Source organism: Amycolatopsis oliviviridis (assembly GCF_014654365.1).
Taxonomy (GTDB): domain Bacteria; phylum Actinomycetota; class Actinomycetes; order Mycobacteriales; family Pseudonocardiaceae; genus Amycolatopsis; species Amycolatopsis oliviviridis.
Genome location: NZ_BNAY01000008.1, coordinates 370,631 through 396,230 on the forward strand (window position 1 = coordinate 370,631; position 25,600 = coordinate 396,230).

The window sequence follows — 25,600 nt, forward strand, 5'->3', positions numbered from 1 at the left end:
TCAGGGCAAGCGTTTCGTGGTCGGCCGGGTGGGTCGTGAGTGGCAAGTGCCGTTCTAACGACACTTACCACTCACGACCACCTCGACCGACGCGGTCCAGCCGCGTCAACGGCCGCTTTCGAACTCCGCTTCGAATTCGTCGATCTCGTCTTGGTTCAGTTCGAGGAGGGCGACATCGGACGCGGCGTGTTCCACCGCGGCCGGGGCACCAGCACCCCGTTCCACGACCGCCGCGATCGCCGCGGGCGTCCGCTGTTCGAACACTTCGCGCGCACCGAAGGCCATTCCCGCGCGGTGGGCCCGCGCCGCCAGTTGCATCGAAAGGATCGAATCCCCGCCCAATTCGAAGAAACTGTCGTCCGCGCCCGCTCGCTCCAGGCCGAGCACTTCGGCGAAGAGCGCGCACAGCAGCCGCTCGGCCTCCGTGACCGGCTCCCGGCCCGTGACGCGGCCGTTGAAGTCGGGATCCGGCAAGGCCTCCCGGTCCACTTTCCCGTTCGCCGTCAACGGAAGCGCGTCGAGCACCACCACCGCGGCAGGCACCATGTACTCCGGCAGCCGGGCCGCCACCCCCGCGCGCACGGCGGCTTCGTCCACCCCGGACACACCGGACACACCGGACTCTCCGGCAGCGGTCACGTAGCCGATCAGCCGTTTGCCGGTGCCGCTGTCGCGGGCCAGCACCACGGCCTGCCCCACCGACTCCTGCGCCACCAGGGCCGCCTCGATCTCGCCGGGCTCGATCCGGTAGCCCCGCACCTTCACCTGGTCGTCGACGCGGCCGGCGAACACCAGTTCCCCGTCCGCGTTCCACCGCACCAGGTCGCCGGTCCGGTACATCCGCTCGCCGGAACCGGACGGGTCGGCCACGAACCGCGTCGCGGTCAAACCCGCCCGCCCCAAATATCCCCGGGCGACACCCTCGCCTGCCACGTACAGCTCGCCCACCGCACCCGGCGGGACCTGCCGCAGCCACGAGTCCAGCACGAACGCCCGCATGTTCGTCGTGGGCGTGCCGATCGGCACCACCTCGCCGGACGGGGCCGCCTGCCCGGGTTCGAGCCGGTACTCGACGCATCCGACGGTCGCCTCGGTCGGCCCGTATTCGTTGACCACCACGGTGTCCGGGTACGTCCGGCGCCACCGCGTGATCGTGTCGACGGACAATTGTTCGCCGCCGAGCAGGAGATCACCCGGCACCGCGATTTCCCGGGAACCGGTGTCCAGGGTCTTCAAATGGCTCGGTGTGGCCTTGAGGAACAGCGACGGGGCGTCCTCCACCGTGCCGATCAGGTCCTCCAGCGCGCCGACCTGGACCGTTCCCCCGACGGTGAGCGGAGTGAGCATCGCGGTCACCGTCAGGTCGAAGGCGATCGACGAATGCATCAGCGATCGTCCCCGCAGCCCCGGGAACGTCCGACCGCAATGGTCCAGATAGTTCGCCAGGTTCCGGTGGGTGACGACGACGGCCTTGGGGCGTCCGGTGGAACCCGAGGTGTAGATCAGGTAGGCCGGATGACGCGGATCCAGCGGCCGGGCACGGTCGGCGTCGGTGACCGGCGTGCGATCCCGTCCCGCCATCTCGTCCACGGCCGACGGATCGTCGATCAGCACGGTCGACGGCCGGTCCGCCAGCACCTCACCGGCGGGCGAGCCCGACAGCGCGGCGCTGGTGATCACCAGTGCCGGTTCGGCGTCGTCGAGCATGAAGGCGACGCGATCGGCCGGATAGACCGGATCGATCGGCAGCCAGGCACCACCGGTCTTGGTGACCGCCAGCACCGTGACGATCAGTTCCAGCGACCGGGGCAGCATCACCGCGACCAGGCCTTCGGGCCCAGCGCCCCGCTCGATGAGCCAGCGCGCCAGTTGATTGGCGCGTGCGTCGAGTTCGGCGTAGGACAGCGACCGGTCCTCGAAGGTCACCGCGATCGCTTCCGGGGTGGCGGCGACCTGCGCGGCGAACGACTCCGGCAGCGTCCGGTCCGGCACCGGCCGCGCGGTGTCGTTGCGCGACAGCAACTCCCGCTGTTCTGCATCGGACAGGATCGGCACCGCCGGGAGCGGCGTCCGCGGCTCGGCGACCACGGCTTCGAGCACCCGGGTGAAGCGGTCCAGCACGGCACCGGCCTGCTCGGTGGTGAACAGCGCGGGCTGGTGCTCCAGCCGCAGCCGCAGGACGTCGCCGGGGACGACAGCCAGCGCCAGCGGGTAATGCGTGGCGTCGGCGGCGGTCATTCCCCGCACCCGCAACCGATCCGGTTCGGTGTCACCGGTCTCGTCGGGCCTGGGGTAGTTCTCGTAGACGACGAGGGTGTCGAACAACCGGCCCAGTCCGGCGGTCTGCTGGATGTCGGCGAGCCCGACGTGGTGATGGGCCAGCAACGCGATCTGCTCGTCCTGGATCCGCCGCACCAGTTCGGCGAAGGTCTGCTCCGGCCTCGTCCGGACCCGGACCGGGACGGTGTTGATGAACAGGCCGACCATGGTCTCGATCCCGGGCAGCTCGGCCGGTCGCCCGGACACCACCGCCCCGAACACCACGTCGTCGCGTCCGGTGGTCGCCGCCAGCACCAGGCCCCACACCGCCTGCAGCATCGTGCTGACCGTGACCCCGCATTCCCGGGCCCGCGTCGCCAAAGCGGCGGCGAACGTCTCGTCCAGTTCGGCCCACATCTGCCCGGGCACCTGGACCGGTACCGGCCGGTCTTCCGCGACCAGTGTCGGTTCCGGCAAGCCGGACAGGGCCTCGCGCCACGCGGCTGTCGACGCGTCCCGGTCGGTTTCGCCGACCCAGGCCAGGTAATCCCGATACGGGGTGACCGGCGCCAGCGCGGACGGAGCCGCTCCGCCTTGGTACAGCGTGAGCAGTTCGTCCACCAGCAGGGGGGTCGACCAGCCGTCGAGCAGGATGTGATGGTTGGTCAGCACCAGCCGGTGGCTGTCCGGTCCCAGTGCCACCACGGTGATCCGCAGCAGCGGGGGCTTGGCCAGATCGAACGGCCGTGCCCGCTCGGCCGCGGCCACCGCCGTCGCCTCGGCTTCCGGATCCGCCGACCCCGTCGCGTCCACAAAGGACACCGGTACTTCGATGACGCCCGGGATCACCTGGTAGGCGGGCCCGGCGGCGGCGTGCCGGAATCCGGCTCGCAGATTCGGGTGCCGCTCCAGCAGCCCGCGCACCGACTTCCGCAGCAGCAGCATGTCCAGCGGACCGCTCAGGTCCAGCACGGCCTGCGCGGTGTAGACGTCGACGCCGTCACCACCGTAACCGGCGTGGAACGCGAGCCCGTGCTGCAGCGGCGAAAGCGGCAGCACGTCGGCCACCCCACCGGCGTCCGCGTATTCGGCTTCGAGGGCTTCGATCTCGACCTGGTCCAGGGTGACGAGATCGAAGTCGGACGCGGTGTGCCCGCCCGCGGCGGGATCGTCCGCCTGCCGGGCCAGCCCGGCCAGCATGTCCAGCCAGTCCTGGGCCAGCCGTTCGACGTCCGCCTCGTCGAGCACGTCGTCCTGCCATTCCAGCAGGAGGGTCAGTTCGGGACCGTCCGGCGAATCCTGGACGATCGCGTTGACCTCGAGCGCGTGCGGCAGGCCCATCCCGGGTTCCAGCGAACTGCCGAGCTCACCGACCGGCTGCCACGCCCGCACGTCGCCCTTCTCGGCGGCGGCGAACCGGCCCAGGTAGTTGAACCCGATCCGCGGCGACGGCGAGTCCGCCAGGACCGGCCCCGTCACGTCGTTGAGATACCGCAGCAGGCCATAGCCGAGCCCGTCGCCGGGCACGGCCCGCGACTGCTCCTTGACCAGCTTCAGCAACCGCCCGGCCGCCGGGCCACCGGCGGCCACGTCCGCCAGATCGGTGTCCGCCACGGCCAGCCGTACCGGATGCGCGCTGGTGAACCAGCCCACCGTCCGGGACAGATCCGTCCCTTCGGCCGGATGACGGCCGTGGCCTTCCACGTCCACCAGCACCGTGTCGCCACCGCGCCGGCGGGTCACCGCTCCCACGAGCCCCGCGAGCAGGACTTCGTTGACCCCGCAATGGAAGACCACCGGGGCCCGGCCGACCAGCACCGACGTCTCCCGCTTCGGCACCACCCACGACCGCGAGCGCACCTCGCCTTCCGCGGACGGCGCGTGCGCACCGATCGGCTGGTCCCCCGTTCCGAGGATCGCCTTCCACGCCGCCAGTTCCGCGACCCGTTCCGCGGAGACCGCCTGCTCCTTCAGCAGGCCCGCCCACCGCTTGAACGACAAGCCCACCGGCTCCAGCGCCGGGGTCCGTCCCGCGGCCGCCGCTTCGCAGGCCACCTGCAGATCGGAAAGCAAGACCCGCCAGGACACACCGTCGACCGACAGGTGATGCACCACGACCACCAACCGGCCCGCCCGATCCGGTCCGGCGTCCAGCCACACGGCCTGCGCCATCACGCCCGCCGACGGGTCCAACCGGCTCACGGCCTCGCGCGCCGCGTCCTCCACGGCCTCGTCCGGCGAACGGCCGTCGATCCCGACGCGGGTGACCCACCCGGCCGCGTTCACCGCCCCGCGCTCGCCGACCACCAGCCGCCGTCCGCTCGCGTCGTCGACGACGCGGGCCCGCAGCATGTCGTGTGTGCCGACCACGGCCGAGAATCCCGTGACCAAAGCCTTTTCCGTCAGACCGGAAGGCGTCCCGACCACCATCCACTGCGCGAATCCCGGTCCCGTGACGCCGTCGCCCAGCAGCGCCATCACCGGTGTCCAGGCGACGTCGCCGACGCCGTCGGATGTCTGGGACGGAACCTGTTCCGGCGGCGCCGATTCCTCCGCCAGCCGCGCGATCCGCTCCGGGGTCTTCCCGTCGAAGACGTCCGCCGCGCTGAACGTCAGCCCGGAACGCCGGGCCCGCGCCGCGAGCTGCATCGAGAGGATGGAGTCCCCGCCGAGGTCGAAGAAGCTGTCGTCCACCCCGACCTGGTCCAGGCCGAGCACGCCGGCGAACAGCTCGCACAGCACCCGCTCGGTCTCGGTGGCGGGCTCCCTGGCGGGCGTCCCGGTGACGAAATCCGGATCGGGCAGCGCGCGCCGGTCGATCTTCCCGTGCGCCGTCAGCGGCAGGACGTCGAGCGCCACCACCGCCGCGGGCACCATGTACTGGGGCATCCTGGACGCGAGATGCGCCCGGACCGCCTGCGTGTCGATGTCGCCCGGTGTCACGTAGGCGATCAGGCGGTCTTCGCGGACGGTCACCGTCGCCTGGGTGATCCTCGGGTACGCGGACAGGGCGAACTCGATCTCGCGCGGTTCGACCCGGAAGCCGCGGATCTTGACCTGGTCGTCGGCCCGCCCGGCGGACACCAGTTCGCCCTGATCGGTCCAATACGCCAGGTCCCCGGTCCGGTACATCCGCTCACCGGGGGCGAACGGATCGGCGACGAACCGCTCGGCCGTCAAGCCGGGGCGGCCCAGATAACCGCGCGCCACCCCGATGCCCGCCAAGTACAGCTCACCGGTGATGCCGGGCGGCAACGGACGCAGGAACGAGTCCAGCAGATAGCCGCGCACCCCCGGGACCGGCCCGCCGAACGGGATCGGATGCTGCCCCGGCGACAACGGCATGCTCATCGTCGCGCAGATCGTGGTCTCGGTCGGCCCGTAGGCGTTGATCATCCGATGGTTCGCGGACATCCGGTCCACCAGGCCCGGCGGGCAGAGTTCTCCCGCCGCGACCACCGTGTCCACCCGGTCCGGCAACGCGTCGACCGTGCCCAGCACCGACGGTGGCGCCTTCACCTGCGTGATGTCCCACCGCGCCAGCGTTTCGGACATCGCCATCCGCGGCGGCAGCTCCTGCTCCGGCGGCACCACCAGGGTGGCTCCGGACAGCAGCGCCATCATCACCTCGGACACGATGGTGTCGAAGCCGAGCGCCGCGAACTGCAGGACCCTCGACGACGGCGTCACGGCGAACCGTTCGATATGCGCCAGTGCCAGGTTCCCCAGCCCGGTATGGGTGACGACGACCCCCTTCGGGGTTCCCGTCGAGCCGGACGTGTAGATCACGTACGCCGCACTGCGCGGATCCACCCGCGGCAGCTCGTCCTCCGACGCCGCCGGCAGCTCGGTCTCGTCGATCACCAGGAGCCGGTCCGCGTACTCCGCGGGCACCGTCCCGCGCGTCGACCCCGCGCACACCACCAGCATCGGATCCGCGCTGCGGAAGATCGTTTCCTTGCGCTCGTCCGGATACGCCGGGTCCACGGGCACGAAAGTGCCGCCCGCGAGCAGCACGCCCAGCATGCCCACGGTCCACCAGGACGACCGGCCCACCACGAGGCCGACCCGGGATTCGGATCCGACCCCGTTGGCGCGCAACACGGCGGCGAACCTCACCGACCGGTCCCACAACCGGGCGTACGTCAGGTCTCCCTCGCCGTCCGCCAGCGCCACACCCTCCGGCCGCCGGGCGGCCATCCGCCCCACCAGCGTGTGCAGCGGCTCCCCGGACACCAGCGGCGGTTGCCAGTGGCGCGTCTCGGCCGTGCCCACCCCGATCCGCCCCACCGGACCGGCCGGATCGGCGACCACCGCGTCGATGGCGCCGACGAACCAGTCCAGCAGCGAATCGGCGACGGCGTCCGGGACCTGGCCCTGCCAGTAGCCGAGCTGGATCTTGAACCGGTCCCCCGGCGTGATGCCGAGGGTCAGCGGATAGTGGGTGCCCTCGATGGTGCGCAGATACGTGTACCGGCCGGCGTACTCCCGCGGGTAGTTCTCGACCACCAGCAGCGTGTCGAAGGTCGCGCCGGGTCCGGCCGCCTTCTGGATCTCCGGCAGCCCCAGATGCTGATGCGGCATGAGGGCCATTTGACGGCCGTACAGGTCGGTGAGCGTGTCCATGACCGTTCGCTCGCCGTCCAGGGTCACCCGGACCGGCATCGCGCTCATCAGCAGCCCCGGCATCGACTCGATGCCCTGCAGTTCCGCGGGGCGGGTCGCGACCATGGTGCCGAACACCACGTCGGTCCGCCGCGTGAGCCGCGCCAGCACCATCGCCCAGGCGGCGTGCACCACCGTGCTCGGTGTCAGCCCGTGCTCGCGGGTGAACTCCAGCAGCCTGGCGTGCAGCGCGGGCGGCAGGTGGGTGACGCGGTAGTCGTAATCCGTCGCGGCGGACGCCGACGCGATCAGCGCGGGCTCGTCGAGGTCGGCGAGCTCCGCCCGCCAGGCCTCGCGTGCCGCGTCCTTGTCCTGCCGGTCCAGCCAGGCCAGGTAGTCACGGTAGGTGGCGCCGCCTCGTCGTTCCGGCAGCCGCCCACCGGGTTCGTACGCCTCGAACGCCTCGTTGAGCAGGACCGCCACCGACCAGCCGTCGACCAGGATGTGGTGGATGACGACCAGCAGCCGGTACCGGTCCTCGCCGAGCCGGACCAGCACCAGCCGGATCAGCGGCGCCTTGGCGAGATCGAACCGCTTCTCCTGTTCCTCACCGGCCAGGGCCTCGAAAGCCGCGTCGACGTCTTCGGCGCCCGTCAGGTCCACCGTCTCCCACGGCAGGGTGACGTCCCCGTGGACCGCCTGCACCGTCTTGCCCGACTCGAGCCGGTGGAAGGTCAGCCGGAGTTCGGCGTGCCGCCGGACGACCGCTTCCCACGCGGCCCGCAGCCGGGCCTCGTCCGGCCGCCCGTTCAGGTCCAGGATCACCTGCACCTGGTAGATGTCGGGCCCTTGGTCGTCGAGGATCGATTCGAAGAGCAAGCCCTCCTGAAGCGGTGCCAGCGGCCAGATCTCGTCAGCGCCCGGAGCGGCGATGGCCAGCTCCGCCTCCTCCGCCTCGGTCAGGGCGAGCAGGGGGCTCTCGCCGGACCGGCCGGCCGGGAGGTCGCGCGCCACGGCCGCGAGCCGGGCGGGAGTCGTCTCTTCGAAGATCTGGACGGGCGTCAGCAGCAGGCCCGCCTTGGCCGCCCGCGCCGCCAGGCGCATCGCGAGGATCGAATCCCCGCCCAGTTCGAAAAAGCCGTCGTCGACCCCGGCCCGGTCGACCCGGAGGACTTCAGCGAAAAGTCCACAAAGGACACTCTCGGCCTCGGTGCGGGGTTCCCGGCTCGTGGCGCTCGCCGCGAACTCGGGCGCGGGCAGCGCCGCCCGGTCCACCTTGCCGTTGCCGGTCAGCGGCAACGCGTCCAACACGAGCACGGCGACCGGGACCAGGTACTCCGGCAGCTCCGCCCGGAGACGCTCGCGGACGAGCGCGGGATCCAGGTCCCCGCCCGCCACCACGTAACCGATGAGCCGTCCGTCGACCGCCGCCACCACGGCGTCCTGGACGTCCGGCTGGGCGATCAGCGCGGCCTCGATCTCACCGGGCTCGATCCGGAACCCGCGGACCTTCACCTGGTTGTCGGCCCGGCCCGCGAACAGCAGCTCACCGTCGGCGGTCCACTGGGCGAGGTCGCCCGTCCAGTACATCCGCCGCCCCGGCCGGGACGGATCCGCCACGAATCGCTCCGCGGTCAGCCCCGCCCGATTGAAATAGCCCTCCGCCAGGCTCCCGGAGAGGTACAGGTCGCCGACCACACCCGGCTTCACCGGCCGCAGCGACTCGTCGAGCACTTGGACTCCACGGCCGGCCAGCGGACGCCCGATCGGCAGCACCGAACCCAGTACGTCGCCCGGCTCCAGCAGATGCCACGTCCCGCACATCGTCGCTTCCGTCGGGCCGTACATATGCCGGACCCGCGCCTCCGGACAGGCTTCCCGCACCCGCTCCACCGCGTGCACCGGCACCACGTCACCGCCGGTCAGCACCTCGCGGAAACCCGCGAACGATTCCGGCGATTCCTCCGCCACCGCACGGAAACTGCCCGCGGTCAGGTACGCCCTCGTCACCCCGGCCGCGGCCGCTTCCCGCAGCCGCCGGGTGTCCACCGAGCCCGGCTCGGCGATCACCACCCGGGCGCCGGACGCCAGCGGCGTCCAGATCTCGAACAGGGACGCGTCGAAGGCGTGCGGCGAATGCATGAGCACGCCTTCGCCGGGATCCATCGTCCAACCGGGATCCCGCACCAGCTCCGCGACGGAGCGCTGGGCGATCGCCACGCCCTTCGGCGTTCCCGTCGAACCGGACGTGTACATCACGAACGCCAGGTCCTCCGGGCGCACCGCGGCGACCGGCGTTCCGGCCACGTCGCCGTCCGTGACGGCGTCCGCCACGAGCGGCTCGATCCCCGCCGGGACGGCGGCACGCGCGGCGGCCGAACACACCGTCAGCGCGGCCGCCGAATCCGACACCATGAATTCCACGCGCGGCGCGGGGTAGGCGATGTCCACCGGGACGTAGGTCGCCCCCGCCTTCCACACGGCGAGCAACGCCACCACCAGATCCGCGGACCGGCCCATCATCACCGCGACCCGGTCGCCGCGGCGGATGCCCCGGCCTGCCAGCCGCCCGGCCAGCAGGCCCGCGTCCTCGTCGAGCCGCCGATAGGTCAGGACCCGGTCGCCGTCGACCACGGCCACCGCGTCGGGCGTCCGGTCCACGTGCGAGGTGAACAGATCGAGCACCGTCGAGGCGGGCCGCGCTGCGGAATTCATCGTCATCCTCCGAAACCCATGTATTGGATCGCCGGCTCGGGCTCTTCCACTTCGGCTTCTTCGATCTCCGGCTTGGGGGCGTCGCGGTCCGGGTTGGCGAACTGCGTGTGATAGAGCTCGGCGTAAAGACCGCCCTGCGCCAGCAGTTCGTCGTGCGTGCCGCTCTCCCGGACCCCGCCGCCGTCGATCACGAGGATCTGGTCGGCCTCGCGGATCGTGGACAACCGGTGCGCGATCACCATCGAGGTGCGGCTGCGCAAGGCGGTCTTGAGCGCCCGCTGCACCGCGGCCTCCGACTCGGAGTCCAGATGAGCGGTGGCCTCGTCGAGCACGACGATCGAGGGCGCCTTCAGCAGCAGCCTGGCGATGGCCAGCCGCTGCTTCTCCCCGCCCGACATGCGATAGCCGCGATCACCCGAGACGGTGTCCAACCCGAGCGGGAGGGACTCGATCAGGTCCCAGATCTGGGCCCCCTTGCAGGCTTCGATCAGCTCGTCCTCGGTGGCGGTCGGCCGGGCGTAGAGCAGGTTCTCCCGGATCGTGTCGTGGAAGAGGTAGGCGTCCTGGCTGACCACGCCCACCGTGTCGCGCAGCGAGGAGAACGTGAGGTCGCGCAGATCGTGCCCGCCGACGCGAACGGACCCGGAGTTCGGGTCGTACAGCCGGGAGACCAGGTGGGTGATGGTGCTCTTCCCCGCGCCGGACGGGCCGACGAGCGCGGTGAGAGTGCCGGCCCGCACGTGGAAACTCACGTCGCGCAGGACGTCCGGCGACACTTCCCCGCGTTCCCGCTCGGTCCGCAGGTGCTCCAGCGACGCCAGCGAGACCTCGTCCGCGGTGGGATAGCGGAACCGCACGTTCTGGAATTCGATGTCCGGCGCCACGTTCTTTTCGAGCTCGACGGCGTCGGGGCGTTCCTGGATCAGCGGCTTCAGGTCGAGCAGCTCGAAGACCCGGGAAAAGCTCACCACGACGGTCTGCGCGAGCTCCTGCATCCCGGACAGCTGGGTGATCGGCCCGAACAGCCGCGAAAGCAGGGTGGCGATGGCCACCAGCGTGCCGAGCTGGAACGCGCCGGCTAGCACCAGCTCGCCGCCGATGCCGTAGACGAGCGCGGTGGCGAGCGAGGCCATCAGCGCCATCATCACGAAGGCCGTCCGGCCCCAGACGGAAAGGCTGACGCCGATGTCGCGGATCTTCCCGGACCGCTCCTTGAATTCGGCCATCTCCTCGTCCGGCCTGCCGAAGAGCTTGGAAAGCATGGCGCCCTGCACGTTGAACCGCTCCTGGAGCAGCCCGCCGAGGCCGGTGTTCGCGTCCATCTGCCCCACGCTGCGCTTCTGGATCACCCGCCCCACGCGGATCCAGGGCACGAGGAAGATCGGGATCAGCACCAGCGTGATGAGCGCGACGAGCCATGAAAGGTAGATCAGCTCGGCCAGCACCACCACGACCATGACCACACCGGTGGCCGCCATGAGCAGACCGGTGAAGTGCTGCTGCGCCATGATCAGTTCCGAGTGCAGCCTGCCGACCAGGATCCCGGTCTGGGTGCGCGTGAAGAACGCGATCGGCAGCTGCCGGACATGGGCGAGCGCCTGGACCCGGAGGTCGTAGGTGATCCCCTCGCCGATCTTTCCGGAGATGTACCCGGAAACCAGCGCCAGCACCGCGGCCACCACGGCGAGCCCGGCGGTCAGGCAGGCCATCAAGATCACGACGCCGGAATCGTTCTTGACGATGCCTTCGTCGATGAGTTCCTTCAACAGCAACGGAGTCGCGACGACGATGGCCGCCTCCAGCGCCGCGACGAGCACGAACAGCCCTACTTTGCCGATATGCGGGCGGAAGTAGGTGAGCACCCGGCGCACCGTTCCCTTGTGGACCTTGGTGACCCAGGGATCGGGATCGTCATCGCTCTTGTCCACCCCCCCGAACCGCAACACCACGTCCATTCGGTCACCTCTCTCACGAGCCAAGTCGGCGATCTCAATCGTGCTTAATCGAGTCGATGTCCACGAGTCGGTCCAAGCGAGCACTTTCGGCACTTGGACGTGTTTTTACCGCCTGGCCTAGCGCTTCGCGGGGATGCGGGCATGGCCGTCGACGCCGCGCCACAGCAGATCCGTCACCCCGGCCAGGTCCCCGGACCGCAAGGCCGAGGCCGCCGCCGCGAGGTCGTTCGCGACCCGGTCGAGCACTTCGGCCACCGGCAGCGCGTTCCCGGAAAGAATCTCCCGCCACAGCAAGGGATTCCCGGCTGCGATCCGCGTCACATCGCGCAGGCCCTGCCCGGCGAGGGTCAGCGCGACGTCGCCGTCGCCGGTCAGGCTCGCCGCCACGGCGGAGGCCACCACGTGGGGAGCGTGCGACACCAGCGCCACCGCCGCGTCGTGCTCGGCCGGGGACACGGTGACGGCACTCGCCCCGCACAGCGACACCAGCTCCCGCACCAGCCGGACGGCGTCCGCGTCCGTCCCGGTGCCGGGGCAGAGTGCCCAGGGGCGGCCCGAAAACAGGTCGGCCCGGGCCGCGGCTGGGCCGGACCGCTCGCGTCCGGCGAGCGGATGTCCCGGCACATAAGCGGCCAGGTCGCAGCCGAGCCGCTCCGCGTCGGCGATCGGTTCGGCCTTCACACTGGCGACGTCGGTGTAGGCCCTGGCGACTTCCCGTTTCTGCAGCTCCGCCAGTCGTTCCCCGACGAGCCGCGGCGGGACGGCGATCACCGCCAGGTCGACCTCACCGCCGGTCCATTCCCGGCCCGCGCCGAGTTCCCGCGCCAGCTCCGCGGTCCGGGCGTCGACGTCGGAGAGGTACACCACCACGTCCTTCTCGCGAAGGGCCAGCGCGACGGAGGTGCCGATCAGTCCCGTACCGACGACGAGCGCCTTCTCGATGGTCACCTTCACTTCTTAGGCCGCCCACCTGGCGATGTCGAGACGCCGGCCTGGTCACCGTCCACTGAGGACTCCGGTGTCCAAGCACGGACCTGGACACCCCGCGGCGGGGCGAACGCGAAAAGGGGACCTTCACCGCGCACCGCGCGGGAAAGTCCCCTTCGCTCCAGGTTTTCGCGGCGCCGGCCGCGTCGTTAAGCGATCACTCCCGCGGCGAGATCGGTGGCACGGTTCTCCAGGTGGTCCGCGAACCCCGCCCAGACCCGGGCGTGATCCCTGGCGAATCCGGCGACCACGCCGTACAGATGCGGCGGCACGCCCTGCAGGATCCGCTCCCACTCCTGTCCGTCGATCGAGTGCATGGTGAGCATGCGCAACAGGATCCGGCCCACCTCGCTCAACCGCAGGGTGGGATCGGCCTTGAGCTTTTCCAGTACGGCCAGGCGCTCCCGGTCCAGCGCGTGGCCGAGGTCGGGCTCGGTCAGGCTCAGCGGATGCTGTTTGGCCCGCAGCCTCCGGTTGCCGTTCGGGGTCGGGCTCTCGCCGCGCTCCAGCCTGCCCCGCACGTCCCGGACCGTCTCCGGGGAGATGCCCACCTGTTTGGCGACCTGCCGGAGCGAAAGGCCGGGGTCGTTGCGGATGAGGTCGGCGGCGAGCCTGCGCCGCTCCGAACTGTCGACGGGCCGGATCCGCCCGTCCCGCCCGATCCTGGCCTCGTTCCCGTTCTCCCCACCACGTCTTCGGAGGTCCGCCACCGTTCCGGCGGAGATCCCGGTCGCCGAGGCCACCCGCCGATCGGACCACTGCGGATGCGTTCCGATGATCTGGACGGCCGCCCGTTTGCGGTCGGCCAGCGAAAGCGGCAGGCCGTGCCGGATGTTCGCTTCCACCGCCAGGACGAAGGCATCCGATTCGGTGCCGTCGATGAACCTCGCTTGAATCTTCGTGTCGCCTCGGACTTGCGCCGCCTTGAGCCTGTGCAGGCCATCGACCACCCGCATCGTCGGTCTGTGCACGAGAATGGGCGGAAGTTCCCATTCTGCGGACAGCAATGTCTCGACGTGGTCCGGATCCTCGCCCGAAGTTCGCGGCGAGGACACGGACGACAGCCGTGACAGCTCGATTTCGACGACCGGGAGAGCGGACAGGTCAACTCTCGTCGGATCCACCTAGCCCCCACTGAATCTCTTGTTCGCCAGCTTTGTGGCATGGCTTTGAATCCACCGTCCAACTGCTTGGCTTCGGTGGTTGGACACCACGATCCCGGCCGGCGCGGATCTCGGCCGCGCGGCGGGCGTCCTCGACGGTGAGGACTACTGGAAACGCCGCCGGCGGTCCCGCGTTCGCGGGCCGCCTCCACGGTCTTTCCTGAAGACCGTGCGGCAGCGTGGACTTCGACGAACCACAAGGCGGCAGGGCATCCTGCTTTTCGCCTCGAACAACGCTCTCCTCAAGACATTCGCTCAGCGACTTGAGTCCAGCAAGGGCCGCACCCGGTCAGCCCGAAGAAGCCGGTACCCGTCGCGGGACGAGGGTCTCGGAAGTTTTCATCCGGTGTTCAGGGAACCGGTGGGATCAGTGGCCGATCGGCCGGAATCTCTCACTGCCTCGCAAGACTCGGTCGCCCCCCTCTCGGTCCCCAGTAAGCGCGCACCCTGTCAACCCCAGCGGGTTGCGCACCACTTCAGCATGGCACGGCAAATCGTTGTCGGCAATTGACGAACAGCGTAATTCGCAGCGAAGAGGGCGCTCAAGATCAATATTCGAAACTTCAACTTCGGTATTGACCCGATCGCCCGGAGTGAGTAGCCCGCTCCCGCAAACGCTGGTCACAGACCTGCGGGTTGAGCTGTTCGCGGGAAGCGTTAGCCCGTTCGCGGGACCCGCTTTCCGATGTTGGACGATCACGGCCGTCGCCCGCCCGTGTGCCGCCCTTCGAAACTTATTCACACGAACGGTCGAGTCCGGCCCTCCCGGCGGTTGGTCCGCTACCGCACGGTCTATTCCGGTTTGTTCCGCCACAAGAGTTCACCCGGGGGATTTCGCGCCACGAACCAGGTTCACCCCGGCGGAGCAGCCGCGAGGGTGAGAGCAAAGCGGGGGATGCCAAGGTGGACGGGACCGAGAGTCCGTCCACATCGAGGTGGTCGGCCGCCTACCGGTGTTCCCCGCCTCTTCACCCGGGAGACGAGCGCGCGCCGATCGATTCGAAGGAGATTTCCGTGTATACGGCCCATCCGGGCTACCCCGGCCGAGTGACAAGAGCAAACGGGTCGCTTGACAGAAATGCCGCGGGTGCCACCTAGGGGCACCCGCGGCATTACTGTCACCGACCGGGCGGACACCGGTCCTTTCCCTGCCGTCAGGCGATGGGAAAGTCGAAATAGGTGTCCGGATACGGTTCGTTCTTCAGGGTGTAGTGCCACCACTCGCACTCGTACGAGCTGAAGCCGCTGTCCTCCATGACGGAGCAGAGGTGCTCGCGGTTCTTCTCCTGCTCCTTCGTGATGCCCGCCGCGCCGTGGTGCGAGACGACGTCCATCACGTCGTGGTCGCCACCCATGTCGGCGAGTTCACCGGTGTCCAGGTGGTAGAGCGTCAGGTCCACCGTGCTGCCGCGGCTGTGCCCCGACTTGGTGGCGACGTAGCCCTGCTCGAACATCTGGGGACGGTCGATGTTCGGGTAGTGCCTTGCCTTCTTCCGGCCGTCTTCGGGCTCTTCCGCCCAGCGCATGAAGCGATCCACGGCGCGCTGTGGACGGTAGACGTCCCAGAGAAGGATGCCGAAGCCGAGCGACTCGGCCTTGTCCCGCGCCTTCTCCAGCGCCGCGCAGAACGCGCGCGTGCCGACGACGCGGTTCACCAGGTAGCCGTCCACCGGCTTGCCGGTGAAGTTGTCCCAGGTGGCGTACTTGGCGTCCCAGCGGATTCCGGACACAACCTCGTCTACGAAGACGAAATCGTCTTTCATCCGTTGCGGCCCGCCAGGGTCAGCGTCACCAGCCGGTCGATCACTTCACCGAGCGGGATGCCGGCGGCCGCCATCATCCGCGGGTAGCGGCTGTAGGAGGTCAGGCCGGGGAGCGTGTTGACCTCGTTGAGGACGACGCTTCCGTCTTCCTTGAGGAAGAGGTCGACCCGCGCGAGCCCGCTGCAGCCCAGGGCGCGGTAGATGACCTTCGCGGTCTCCTTGACGAGCGTGCTCGACTCCTCCGGGATGTCCGCGGGAACGATGAAGCTCGAGTTCTCGGAACCGGTCTCGGGGCTCTCCTCCTGGTGGATCTTGAAGAAGCCGTGGGTCAGCGCGACCCGGTCCACCTCGCCGGTCAGCAGGTCGTCGCCGCTGCCGAGGACCGAGCAGCCGATCTCGCTGCCGACGACGGCTTCCTCGATCAGGATCTTGCCGTCGTACTGACGCGCCTCCGCCAGGGCGGCGGGCAGCTCTTCCTTCGAGGAGACCTTGCTGACGCCGAAGGACGAACCCGAGCGGGCGGGCTTCACGAAGACGGGGTACGTGAGCTCGTCGGCGTCGATGTCGTTGTCCGCCGTGACGATGTGGAAGTTCGGCGTCGCGATGCCCGCGCTGCGGACGACGGAGTAGGTGAGCGACTTGTCGATGCACATGACCGAGCTCGGGAGGTCGCAGCCGACGTAGGGGATGCCGGAGAACTCCAGCAGGCCCTGCACCGTGCCGTCCTCACCGAACTTGCCGTGCAGGACCGGCAGCACCACGTCGAGGGCGATCGTCTCGTACTTGCCCTCGTCCAGGACCAGCAGGCCGTGCACGCCGCGGTCCGGAGACAGGACGGCGGGGCGGGGGTTCGCGGTCTGCTCCCAGTCGGCGGAGGGGCCGTCGCACAGCAGCCAGGAACCACTCTGCGTGATCCCGATGTAGTACGGCTCGTACTTTTCGAGGTCGAGGTTCTTCGCGACCTCGCCCGCGGACTTGATGGAGATAGGATGTTCTTCGGAAAGCCCGCCGAACAGAATTCCGATTTTCAGCCTACCCATGCTACTTCCCGCTTTCGAATTGGAGACAATTGATGATGCTGTTTTCAACAGTGTCACTCAGCGCGTGGTCGGTGTAATAGGCGGTATGCGGACTGACGATCACGTTCGGCAGATTCTGCAGCCGCAGCAGCGGTTTGCCGTCGATGGCCTTGTTCCGGCAGTCGGCGTAGAATATCCCTTCCTCACCTTCGAGGACATCCAGCGCCGCTCCGCCCAATTTCCCGCTTTCCAGGGCCGCGATGAGGGCCTCGGTCTCGATGAGCGGGCCACGACCGGTGTTGATGATGTACGCACCGTGCTTCATCCGCTCGATGGCCTGCCGATCGAGCAGATGGTACGTATCCGTGGTGAGCGGCACATGGAGCGTCACGATATCGCTCTGCTGGAGCAATTCCTCGAGCGGGACATAGTCGGCCGACGCGGTCAGGATGGTGTCGTAGGCCAGCACCTTGCACCCGAAACCGCGCAGCCGTTCCAGCACCGCGACCCCGATCCGCCCTGTTCCGACCACCCCGACGGTCAGATCGCGCAGCTCTTTCCCGCGCACCTCGTTCAGCCGGTAGTCGTGCTCGTCGGTGCGGCGGATGATGGACTTGGCGTCGCGCACCGCCATCAACATCAGCATCAGCGTGAAGTCGGCGACGCTGTCGGGCGAGTAGGCGACGTTGCCGACGGTGATGCCGACGCTCGCCGCGTAGTCCACATCGATGTGGTTGAAGCCGATGCTCCTGGTGGAGATGTACTCGATGCCGATCTTGCTCAGCGCGAGAAGAATCGAGTTCGTAATGGGGGTCTTGTGACCGATACTGATGCATCGATTTCCGACTGCCAGTTCGATATTGGCCTCGGATACCGGTTCCTCAGCGATTGTCGGCGTAATGCCGAAACGGGGCGCCATCTCGCGGAACAAGGCGGCCTCGTCCTGCCCGCAGCCATAAATCGTGATTCCCCTCGCCAAGACGGCCGAGGAGGACGCGGACGCCAGCGATCCGGTGCTGGGGGCAGCTGATCGCGCTGGTTCGCTGTAGGTCATGCCGGACATTGTAGGCAGCGCGATATTCCCGGCTCGGATGGGGTTTTCGAGGCGCCGACAATAGGTTACCGCTTGGTAGCGGCGTGTGCACGGCGTGTCGATCGTCCGTGGTGAGCCCCTGCTCCACGGGGCCGGGCCTGGCCCCCGCCTGCTCCACGGGCTCCTGACCACCGATCTTGCCCGCCCGGCCGCCGGACCGAAACCGGCCCGTGACGGGTGCCACAAACCCGCGTCACCTGGTGATCGACACCTCAGCCCCGCCGGGGGCATGCGACGCGGCTCACGCTAGCCGGATCACGGCCCGTCCAAGTCCGAAACAAAGAAATCGCCTCGCATATTCACTCTGCGTATTCGACTCTCGTTACTTAATCGATCAAGAAGCCGCCCCGATACCGGATACGAGTACAAGAAGGCCCCCTTCACGGCGCCAGGCGCGGTGAAGGGGGCCTTCCTGTACTTCAGCACCCTCGAACGGTCAGCGAACACCCTGCGAAATGAGCTCCCCCAGGCCTTCGACGTCGTCGAGCGCTGCTCGCAGCTCGGCGGCGTACTCTTCAGCCCCGGCCCGCAGGCCCCGTTCGACGACACCGGCGGTGTCGAACGCCTCGACGTCCCCGCCGCTCAGCGTGGCGACGGACTCCTTGACGAGAGCGCCGAGCAACACCTCCTCGGGCACTCCCGGCGTTCCTTCCAGCGGCCAGACGAGATCGTCCAGCACGGCCTGCCCGCCCACCTCGCGAATCAGGCCCGCCGCGGTGATCCCCGGCACCCGGAAGCCTTCCGGCAACACCGCGCGAACACTCAGGTTGCGCGAAAGCCAGTACAGCAGCTGAGCGTTCACGTCCAGCTTGACGAGCCTCGGCGTCAACCACAGCGTGAGGTTCACGTAGTACTCGGTGAGGCGGTCGAGCACCTCACCACCCTTCTCGAAACCCCACAGGTTGATGTCGAAGTAGTGGTGCCACGTGGCGTCGGCGACGATCCGCCCGACCCCGGCCGCGGCGCCGTCGTACACAGTGGACACCCCGTAGACCTGACCGTTGCGCTTGTCGGTGCCGTGCGCGACGATCTCGGGCTTCGGTTGACCCAGGCGCCCCGCCGGCCAGACGTCCGCCGGGAACCGCTCGGGAATGAGCAGCTGCCCCTCGTGCATGTGATCCGGGAAGACGGTGATCGGCCCCCGCCTGCCCTGGAACAACGCGTGCGGCCTGCCGAACCGCTTCCGCAGGATCAGCTCCTGCGGGTACGGGTCGAGGTCGTTCGGGATCGTGTTGTTGATGTCACTGCCCCACGGGTCCGGCGTGTGGGTGTTGTGGCTGAACTCGATGCTCGCGTCCGGCCGGTCGTTCCACTCCCGCAGCTCACCCGCGCGCGGGACCCTGTGGCCCAGTGCCCGCCCCAGGTTCAGGTATTCGGACAGCGACGGATCCGCTCCCGGCGGACGCGGGTTCGAGTGGTCGCCGGTGATGAGCACACCGCCACCGGCGTCCATCCAGGACCGCAGCGCCGCGACCTCGGCGTCCACGAGCTCGTTTTCCGGCTCACCCGGCATGTTGGACTGCAACAGCCCGAAGAACCACACCTGCTCGTATCTTCCGAGTACCTCCGGAGTCAGTTTGTTGACAGCGTGCCCGCCGCTGTGCCGATTGATCAGATCGATCTCGAACTCGGCGAAGAACGGCTGATTTCCCAGGATCAGATCGCGAAGAATGCCGAGTGAGAAACCATCGGCGCCACCGAATCCGACGAAATCCGTGTAGAACAGGATTCTGATCTTCGGCTTGGCGAGCGGGCTCACATGATCAGCGGTGATACGTGCGTCGAACATCGAAAAATCCCCCTTGCTCGGAGCGCCTCGCCGTCCTCCCCGGCAACGCGCTCCCTTCCACGTATACCGGAACTTTCGAAGATCGTGCAGGCATCGGAAGCCCGGCTGAGGAATTCGCCGCGGGCAAGCGACGGAGCCGCCGGAATCCCTTTTTTCAGGTCACGATTCGTCGGTGACGTCGTTATCGCGCGGCGAGGAGGCTTCGGTCGGGGTGGCCTGGCGGGTCGGTGGCGTTGTGAAAGCCACTTTCGCAACGTTCAAGGTTGCGAAAGTGGCTTTCGCAACATCCGCAGTCGGCACACCGGCGAGCGAGCACGACACCTTTGCTCCCCGGAACCGGAATCGCCACTCACGACCACCTGCACCGACGCGCCACTTCGCCCGTGCCGGGTGACCTTCGCAAGACGACGGCCTGCCACGGTGGACCCACCAGACCGTCTCGGGAGGATGCCGCATGGTGCCACTGTCGCTCGACGAACTCCCCGCGTACCGGATCCGCCGTCCGCGCTGGGCGCACCGCCGCCGGAAAACGGGACGACGCAAGGAATCCCGCAATCCTCTTCGGGGTATCGCGGGCAGACTGAACACCGGCGCGCCGCCGGTTTCGTGGCCACCGGCGGACCAGCGGGACTCCGGCGGGCCGCTGCCCCGCGCGCTGGTGGTACTGCTGGGGTCCGCCGCCGCGGTCATCGTGCTGGCCGGGTTGTACGCCGTCGCCTGGCTCGTCGGGCCGGTGTTCCTCGCCCTGGTCATCGTGATCACCCTGGACCCGGTGCGCACCTGGTTGCGGCGCAAAGGCTTGCCGCGCTGGCTCACGGTCGCCGTGCTGGTCGTCACCGTCTACGCCGCGTTGCTCGTGCTGTTCCTGGTGGTCGTGGTGTCGCTCGCGCAACTGTCGGCCCTGCTCCCCCAATACGCCGACCATGCCGACGAACTGCTCCGGAACGGGATGACGTTCCTCGGCCGGTTCGGGGTCGGCGAACCGCAACTCCGCGAGATGCTGTCCTCTGTGGACGCCGGAAAGCTGGTCGGCTTCGCCGGTTCCCTGCTCGCCGGTGTCGGCGGTCTGGTCACGAACCTGGCCTTCCTGCTCGCGCTGATGTTGTTCCTGAGCACCGAATCGGCGTGGGCGGGGCAGCGCCTCGGCCGGATCGCGCGCGACCGGCCGTGGATCAGCGCGTCGTTGAAGCGCTTCGCTTTCGGCACCCGGCGCTATCTGGTCGTGACGACGGTGTTCGGCGCGGTGGTGGCGGCACTCGACACCGTCGCGCTCGCCCTGCTCGGCATCCCGGCGGCCGTGTTGTGGGGCCTGCTGTCCTTCGTCACCAACTACATCCCCAACGTCGGCTTCGTGATCGGGGTGGCCCCGCCCGCGCTCATCGCGCTCCTCGACGGCGGCTGGCGGGCCATGCTCGCGACGATCGTCGTCTACGTCCTGCTGAACTTCGTGGTGCAGTCGCTGATCCAGCCCCGGTTCGTCGCGGAGTCGGTCGGTCTGTCCACTTTGGTCACCGTACTCGCGCTGGTGTTCTGGACCTGGTTGCTCGGCCCGCTCGGCGCTGTCCTGGCCGTGCCGGCGACGCTGCTCGCGAAGGCGTTGCTCATCGACGTCGATCCGCGCGCCCGCTGGGCGGAGGCGCTGCTCTGCACGCCGAACCGGGAGCCGGAATGACCGGTCGCTCAGGTCAGGCCGTGGTGGCGGGCGACCACCACGGCCGACCGGCGGTTGTTCACCCCGAGCTTGCCGTAGATGGACCGGACGTGGGTCTTCACCGTGTTGACCGAGACCGTGAGGTCCGACGCGATCTCGTCCAGCGAACGCTGGGACGGCAGCCGCCGCAGCACGACCTGTTCACGATCGGTCAGCTCGCTGGGCGGGGTATTCGGGACGAGTCTGCCTCGGACGGACTGGGCGAAACCGTCCAGCGAGCCGAAACCGCCCGAATGGTCGATCAAGAGATTCCTGACCCGCGGCTCGGCGAGCGCGAACGGGCGCACCAGCCGGTGCGGGCGGGCGAGGGTGAGCGCACGGTCCAGGGCGTGCAGCGCCAGGGTCCGCCGATGGGAACGCAACGCGAGCGCGGTCTCGGCCAGGCAGGTGTCCACCGGCGTGGCGGGCAGCAGCGCGGGAGCGGACGCCGTGGCGCGCAGGACTTTCTCGGCCAGGTCGGTCTCTTCGACGGCGAGGTGGGCGCGGATCTGGAGCAGGGCGAGCTCGGCGGTACCCGGCAGCCTGTCCTGGGCCCACGCGAACACTTCGGCCGCGTGCAGGCCTTCGCCGCCCACGAGCGCCGCGTGGTGTTCCGCGACCGTGCACATCGCGGTGATCTCGCGAGGCAGTTCGAGGTCCGCGAGCCGGTGCCGGGCCACCCGCATGGCCTGCGAACCCATCGCCCGGTCGCCCGCGTCGAAGCGGACCATGCCCTCCAAGAAGCCCCGGAGCGGCCCGAGAACCGGCGCGGAGCCGGGCACCTCCGCTCGCGGGGCCTGTGCCAGCTCGCCCGCCGCCGCCACCGGCTCGAAGCGCATCAGGTCGTCGTAGGCCAGCATCAGATGGCATTCGGCGACACCAGGAGAGCGGCGCCAGCCGTGCCGTCGTGCGACGGCCAGCGCTCCGATGCACGCCCGCCGCATGGCCGTGTGGTCCCCGAGCAGCGCGGTCGCGACGGCGAGCGCGAGTCTGCTGTGCAGGACGAGATGTTCGAGACGTTCGCCGTGCGCCGCCCGCAGCGCCTCTTCGGCGCGGGTGACGGCGTGACGGCGGGCGCCCCGGTACAGCGACCGCCAGACCAGGTCGAGTTTGTCCCACGCGACGGCCTCCGGGGACCGCGCCACCGGCGGGACCGCGCTCTCGGACGGCCGGATCCCGGTCAGCAACGCGAGATGGGGCACGGCCAGCAGGCGCAGGCCGTCGTCGCCGAGATCGCCGGCGGCGGCGGTGAACTCTCCTCGCTGGACGTGGTCGAGCGCGGACGCCAGCCGGAGTCGCGGGCTCGCCGTCAGCGCCCCTTCCCCGAGGAAGGCGAGCGCTCCCCGGACGAGTTCCCCGTCACCCGCCAGCACTTGGCGCACCGCGTGATCGCGTGCCAGACGCAGGACGCTCTGGCGGTCGCGGCCCGCGACGGCGTGTGTCAGCGCTTCCCCGAACCGTCCCTCCCCGGCGTACCAGCGGGCGGCGATCCCCTGCAGCCGCAGCACCCGTGCGGGCGCCCGCCGCGCCAGCTCCGCCTGCAGGAAACCGCGCAACAGAGCGGGAAGCCGGTAGGTGTCGGCCGGGGTGCGCACGACGAGCCCGGTGTCGCGCTCCAGTTCGTCCAGCGTCACCCCGGCGTCCGGTGAGCCCGACAGGCGGGCCGCGAGCGTCGCGCTCACCGTGTCGCAGACACTGATGCTCAGCAAGAGATCCGAGGTCGCGGAGGGCAGCCGCGAGAGGACCTCGTCGGCGAAGAACCGGGCCACGGCGAGCTCGTCACCCCCGACGTCGGCGACGAGTTCGTCCGCGTCCTCGGCGCCGCGCACGGAGACCGCAGCCCAGCCGAGCGCGGCGGCCCAGCCCGAAGTGCGCTCGGTGAGTTCGCGGACGCGGCCTCCGCTCACCACGGCCCCGGCTGCGCGGAACAGGCTCGCGGTCTCCTCCGCGCTGAACCGGAGTTCCACGGCACCGAGCCGCGAAAGCGTGCCTTCGACCTCGAGCCGGGCCAGCCGGAGTTTCGGCTCCGTCCGGGTGGCCAGCACCAGCCGCAGCATCGGCGGCTGGTGCCGGGCCAGCGCGGCGAGCGCTTCCACCGGCTCCGGGCGGGAGATCTCCTGGACGTCGTCCAGGACGAGCCACACCGGTTCGGACAGCCCGGCGAACGCGTCGCCGAGATCGGCCAGGAACTCGGTGCGCCGCCCGGGCAGAGGCGGTTCGAGCCGGAACACCGGACTGTCCTCCGGCAGGCACGGACTTCGGCGCAGCGCGGAGAGGATCGCCGCCCACAGACGGCGTTCGTCGTTGTCGTCGTCGTCGAGCGAAACCCAGGCGACGTCCCGTCTGCCGCGGGCCCACCCGGCCAGCGCCGTGGTCTTCCCGGAGCCCGCCGGGGCCCGGAGCACGGTCACCGGCCGGATGGTGGCATGGTCGAACAGGGCCGTGAGCCGGGCACGCGGGACGAAGATGCCCGGCACCCGCGGCACCGTCACTTTGGCTCCGGGAATCCGCCAGGACCGCGATGTCGTTCGAGCGGGCAAGTCAACCTCTCGATCGTCCGAAGGATCGCGGCCCCGGTTCCGCGGCGGCCACGACTTGTACTGCTCAGCGGTATGGCCTACGGGTCACCAAATCTCGTACGTGGCCTCATCTCCGTGCACGAGCACCGCCCAGATCACCAAGACGTCCAGTGCGATGACCACCACACCCCATATCGGGTAAGCGGACAGGAAAACCAGCTGCCCCAGCGCGTTGAACCCGGCGAGCACGACGGTGACGATCCGGGCCCATGGGGCGCCGGTGAACAACGCGCTCCCCGCGACCACGGCCAGTGCCCCGACGATCAGGTGGATCCACCCCCAGGCACCGAGGTCGAACACGAGCAACCCCGACGGGCCGAGCAGGTAATAGGTCTGGTCGAACAGCGCGACCAGCCCTTCGACGGCGGTGAACAGGCCGGCCATGATGGTGATCGACCCGGCGAACCAGATCCAGCCCGACCGGCGGGACCGGGCGACGGCCGGGTCCGGCGGGGACGGCGGCGGCCCCGTCCCGGCCGTGGTGCTCCAGTGATGCGCTCTTTCGCTCATGGTCCCTCTTTTCCGGAGGAGCGACTGCGGACTCGGGCGATCATGGTGCGTTCACCGGGAGGTGGGCCTCGCCCGCGTCAGGTGAGATCAGGCCTGGCCGGAGCGGTTTCCGGCTCACACGGCGCGGGCGATGCGAGGCGACGGCGCCCCGAGCACAGTTCCGCTCGGAAACCCGATTCGCCGACCGAGGAGGACCTCAGCATGAGTTCGCTGACCGTATGGGCCTTTCCCACCGCCGACGGCGCCGAGAACGCGCTCGGGCTGCTGGAACGACTGCAGAAACAACAGCTCATCTCGATCGCCGACGCGGCCTATGTCACCTGGCCCGAAGACCGGAAGAAGCCGAAGACCAAGGACCTGGGCTCCATGACCGGCGCGGGCGCGCTGGGCGGCGGCTTCTGGGGCCTGTTGTTCGGACTGATCTTCCTGGTGCCGCTGCTGGGAATGGCGGTCGGCGCGGCGATCGGGGCGCTGACCGGTTCACTGACCCACGTCGGCATCGACGAGGACTTCATCGCGACCGTCCGGACGCATGTCACGCCGGGTACCTCCGCGCTGTTCGTGATGGCGGACGACGCCGTCCTCGACCGGGTCGCCGAACCGTTCAAGGAGACCGGCGCCACCCTGCTGACCACCAACCTCTCCGACGAGGAGGAGGCCCGGCTGCGGGCCGCGTTCGGCGAGTTCCCGCTCCCCGAACGGCTTTGAGCACGCGGCGCGTAAGTCCGTGAAGGCCTCCTTGAGGGACCCTGGGTCCCTCAAGGAGGCCTTCACGGAACTTCCTCATACAACTTGCCTACCCGCCGAAGGGGACTACTCCATTCCCGAATCGCCGCGCATCCGGGTAATTCCCGCCGCTCTCCTGCGCGGGGAGTTCCCGGACCCGGTGCACCGAGTCCACCCGCATCCCGAGCGCCTCGAGCGACCGCAGAACGCGGGAAATGCTTCCTTGATCGGTCACGGTGCCGAAAACGATCATCTCGTTGCCGATCGGGACGACGAGCATTCCCCGGAAATCGTCTACCGTCCCGTTCGCCTGTTCGGGGATTCGACCACTGCCCCGGAAGACGTAATTCACTCCGGCCAACGGTCCACGCTGGACCGGAATCGACAGAGTCATCCGTTCCCCTTTCCCCGGCCCGCCCGCCCGGCCAGGAACCACGCCGAGGCGAGTACCGCCAGATCGACCGCCGCCATGATCGATGACCAGGCATGCGACGGCAGGAACACCAATCGGGCGAACAGATCGAGACCGGCCCTGACGGCGAGGCGGATCGAGGTGACCGCGCTCAGGGCGGCGAGCATGACGGCCGCCGAGAACACCACCGCCTCGGCTCCGACGCGACCGGTACGCAGGACGTCGAGCACCACGAACTCGACGGGACCGATCCAGAAGAACTGCGTCGCGATGAATACGGACGTCGGCCGTTTCCGGCCTTTCTGTTTTCTCCAGTAATCTCCACGAGCCTTCAC

At 69.2% G+C, this 25,600-nt stretch carries 14 protein-coding genes; 2 read left to right on the forward strand and 12 right to left on the reverse strand.

Translation table 11 applies throughout. The features are described from left to right. Window positions 1–105 precede the first annotated feature (105 nt). The 8 genes from IE302_RS31625 to IE302_RS31660 form a co-directional block, all read right to left on the reverse strand. Entirely contained in the window at window positions 106–9,579 is a 9,474-nt protein-coding gene (locus IE302_RS31625; RefSeq protein ID WP_191258092.1) for a non-ribosomal peptide synthetase, read from the reverse strand. Between the two features lie 2 nt (window positions 9,580–9,581). Beyond that, entirely contained in the window at window positions 9,582–11,534 is a 1,953-nt protein-coding gene (locus IE302_RS31630) for an ABC transporter ATP-binding protein (protein WP_191258093.1), read from the reverse strand. A gap of 117 nt (window positions 11,535–11,651) precedes the next feature. Next, window positions 11,652–12,482: a prephenate dehydrogenase gene (locus tag IE302_RS31635; protein ID WP_191258094.1), complete on the reverse strand. Its 831-nt coding sequence runs from the start codon at window positions 12,480–12,482 to the stop codon at window positions 11,652–11,654. Window positions 12,483–12,670: 188 nt separating this feature from the next. Continuing rightward, complete coding sequence (locus tag IE302_RS31640; protein WP_191258095.1) at window positions 12,671–13,645, reverse strand: ParB/RepB/Spo0J family partition protein; 975 nt, start codon at window positions 13,643–13,645, stop codon at window positions 12,671–12,673. Between the two features lie 1,193 nt (window positions 13,646–14,838). After that, a complete protein-coding gene (vanX, locus tag IE302_RS31645) occupies window positions 14,839–15,447 on the reverse strand; it encodes a D-Ala-D-Ala dipeptidase VanX (protein ID WP_191258096.1) in 609 nt (202 codons plus the stop codon). After that, a complete protein-coding gene (gene vanA-Ao2, locus IE302_RS31650) occupies window positions 15,444–16,487 on the reverse strand; it encodes a D-alanine--(R)-lactate ligase VanA-Ao2 (RefSeq protein ID WP_191258097.1) in 1,044 nt (347 codons plus the stop codon). Before vanA-Ao2 ends, vanX begins: the two co-directional genes overlap by 4 nt. Before the next feature lies 1 nt (window position 16,488). After that, window positions 16,489–17,520, reverse strand: a complete 1,032-nt coding sequence (gene vanH, locus IE302_RS31655; RefSeq protein WP_191258098.1) for a VanH-AOV family D-lactate dehydrogenase — start codon at window positions 17,518–17,520, stop codon at window positions 16,489–16,491. Between the two features lie 475 nt (window positions 17,521–17,995). After that, on the reverse strand, window positions 17,996–19,348 hold the full coding sequence (locus IE302_RS31660) for a hypothetical protein (RefSeq protein WP_191258099.1): 1,353 nt from the start codon (window positions 19,346–19,348) through the stop codon (window positions 17,996–17,998). A gap of 454 nt (window positions 19,349–19,802) precedes the next feature. Here IE302_RS31660 and IE302_RS31665 point away from each other — a divergent pair, with 454 nt between their 5' ends. After that, window positions 19,803–21,020, forward strand: coding sequence for an AI-2E family transporter (locus tag IE302_RS31665; protein WP_191258100.1), 1,218 nt, complete (start codon window positions 19,803–19,805; stop codon window positions 21,018–21,020). An 8-nt stretch (window positions 21,021–21,028) separates the two neighbouring features. Here IE302_RS31665 and IE302_RS31670 read toward each other — a convergent pair whose 3' ends face one another. Together IE302_RS31670 and IE302_RS31675 are read right to left on the reverse strand one after the other, a co-directional pair. Beyond that, window positions 21,029–23,530 (reverse strand): winged helix-turn-helix domain-containing protein, encoded by a 2,502-nt coding sequence (locus IE302_RS31670; RefSeq protein WP_191258101.1) that lies wholly within the window; start codon window positions 23,528–23,530, stop codon window positions 21,029–21,031. Between the two features lie 132 nt (window positions 23,531–23,662). Continuing rightward, a complete protein-coding gene (locus IE302_RS31675; protein ID WP_191258102.1) occupies window positions 23,663–24,127 on the reverse strand; it encodes a DUF7144 family membrane protein in 465 nt (154 codons plus the stop codon). Between the two features lie 201 nt (window positions 24,128–24,328). Here IE302_RS31675 and IE302_RS31680 point away from each other — a divergent pair, with 201 nt between their 5' ends. Further along, a complete protein-coding gene (locus IE302_RS31680; protein ID WP_191258103.1) occupies window positions 24,329–24,835 on the forward strand; it encodes a DUF1269 domain-containing protein in 507 nt (168 codons plus the stop codon). Window positions 24,836–24,923: 88 nt separating this feature from the next. Here the strand turns inward: IE302_RS31680 and IE302_RS42585 are convergent, their stop codons facing one another. Both IE302_RS42585 and IE302_RS31690 read right to left on the reverse strand, forming a co-directional pair. Further along, a complete protein-coding gene (locus IE302_RS42585; protein ID WP_229908049.1) occupies window positions 24,924–25,247 on the reverse strand; it encodes a hypothetical protein in 324 nt (107 codons plus the stop codon). Continuing rightward, window positions 25,244–25,600 carry a hypothetical protein gene (locus tag IE302_RS31690; protein ID WP_229908050.1) on the reverse strand — a complete coding sequence of 119 codons (357 nt, stop codon included), beginning with the start codon at window positions 25,598–25,600 and terminating at the stop codon, window positions 25,244–25,246. The genes IE302_RS42585 and IE302_RS31690 overlap by 4 nt, the downstream gene beginning before the upstream one ends.

Coding starts and splice junctions, on each gene's coding strand:
- vanH (WP_191258098.1), bottom strand. CDS start 17,520: ATGACCTACAGCGAACCAGCGCGATCAGCTGCCCCCAGCACCGGATCG.
- IE302_RS31680 (WP_191258103.1), top strand. CDS start 24,329: ATGAGTTCGCTGACCGTATGGGCCTTTCCCACCGCCGACGGCGCCGAG.
- IE302_RS31625 (WP_191258092.1), bottom strand. CDS start 9,579: ATGAATTCCGCAGCGCGGCCCGCCTCGACGGTGCTCGATCTGTTCACC.
- IE302_RS42585 (WP_229908049.1), bottom strand. CDS start 25,247: ATGACTCTGTCGATTCCGGTCCAGCGTGGACCGTTGGCCGGAGTGAAT.
- vanX (WP_191258096.1), bottom strand. CDS start 15,447: ATGAAAGACGATTTCGTCTTCGTAGACGAGGTTGTGTCCGGAATCCGC.
- IE302_RS31675 (WP_191258102.1), bottom strand. CDS start 24,127: ATGAGCGAAAGAGCGCATCACTGGAGCACCACGGCCGGGACGGGGCCG.
- IE302_RS31630 (WP_191258093.1), bottom strand. CDS start 11,534: ATGGACGTGGTGTTGCGGTTCGGGGGGGTGGACAAGAGCGATGACGAT.
- IE302_RS31660 (WP_191258099.1), bottom strand. CDS start 19,348: ATGTTCGACGCACGTATCACCGCTGATCATGTGAGCCCGCTCGCCAAG.
- vanA-Ao2 (WP_191258097.1), bottom strand. CDS start 16,487: ATGGGTAGGCTGAAAATCGGAATTCTGTTCGGCGGGCTTTCCGAAGAA.
- IE302_RS31665 (WP_191258100.1), top strand. CDS start 19,803: ATGGTGCCACTGTCGCTCGACGAACTCCCCGCGTACCGGATCCGCCGT.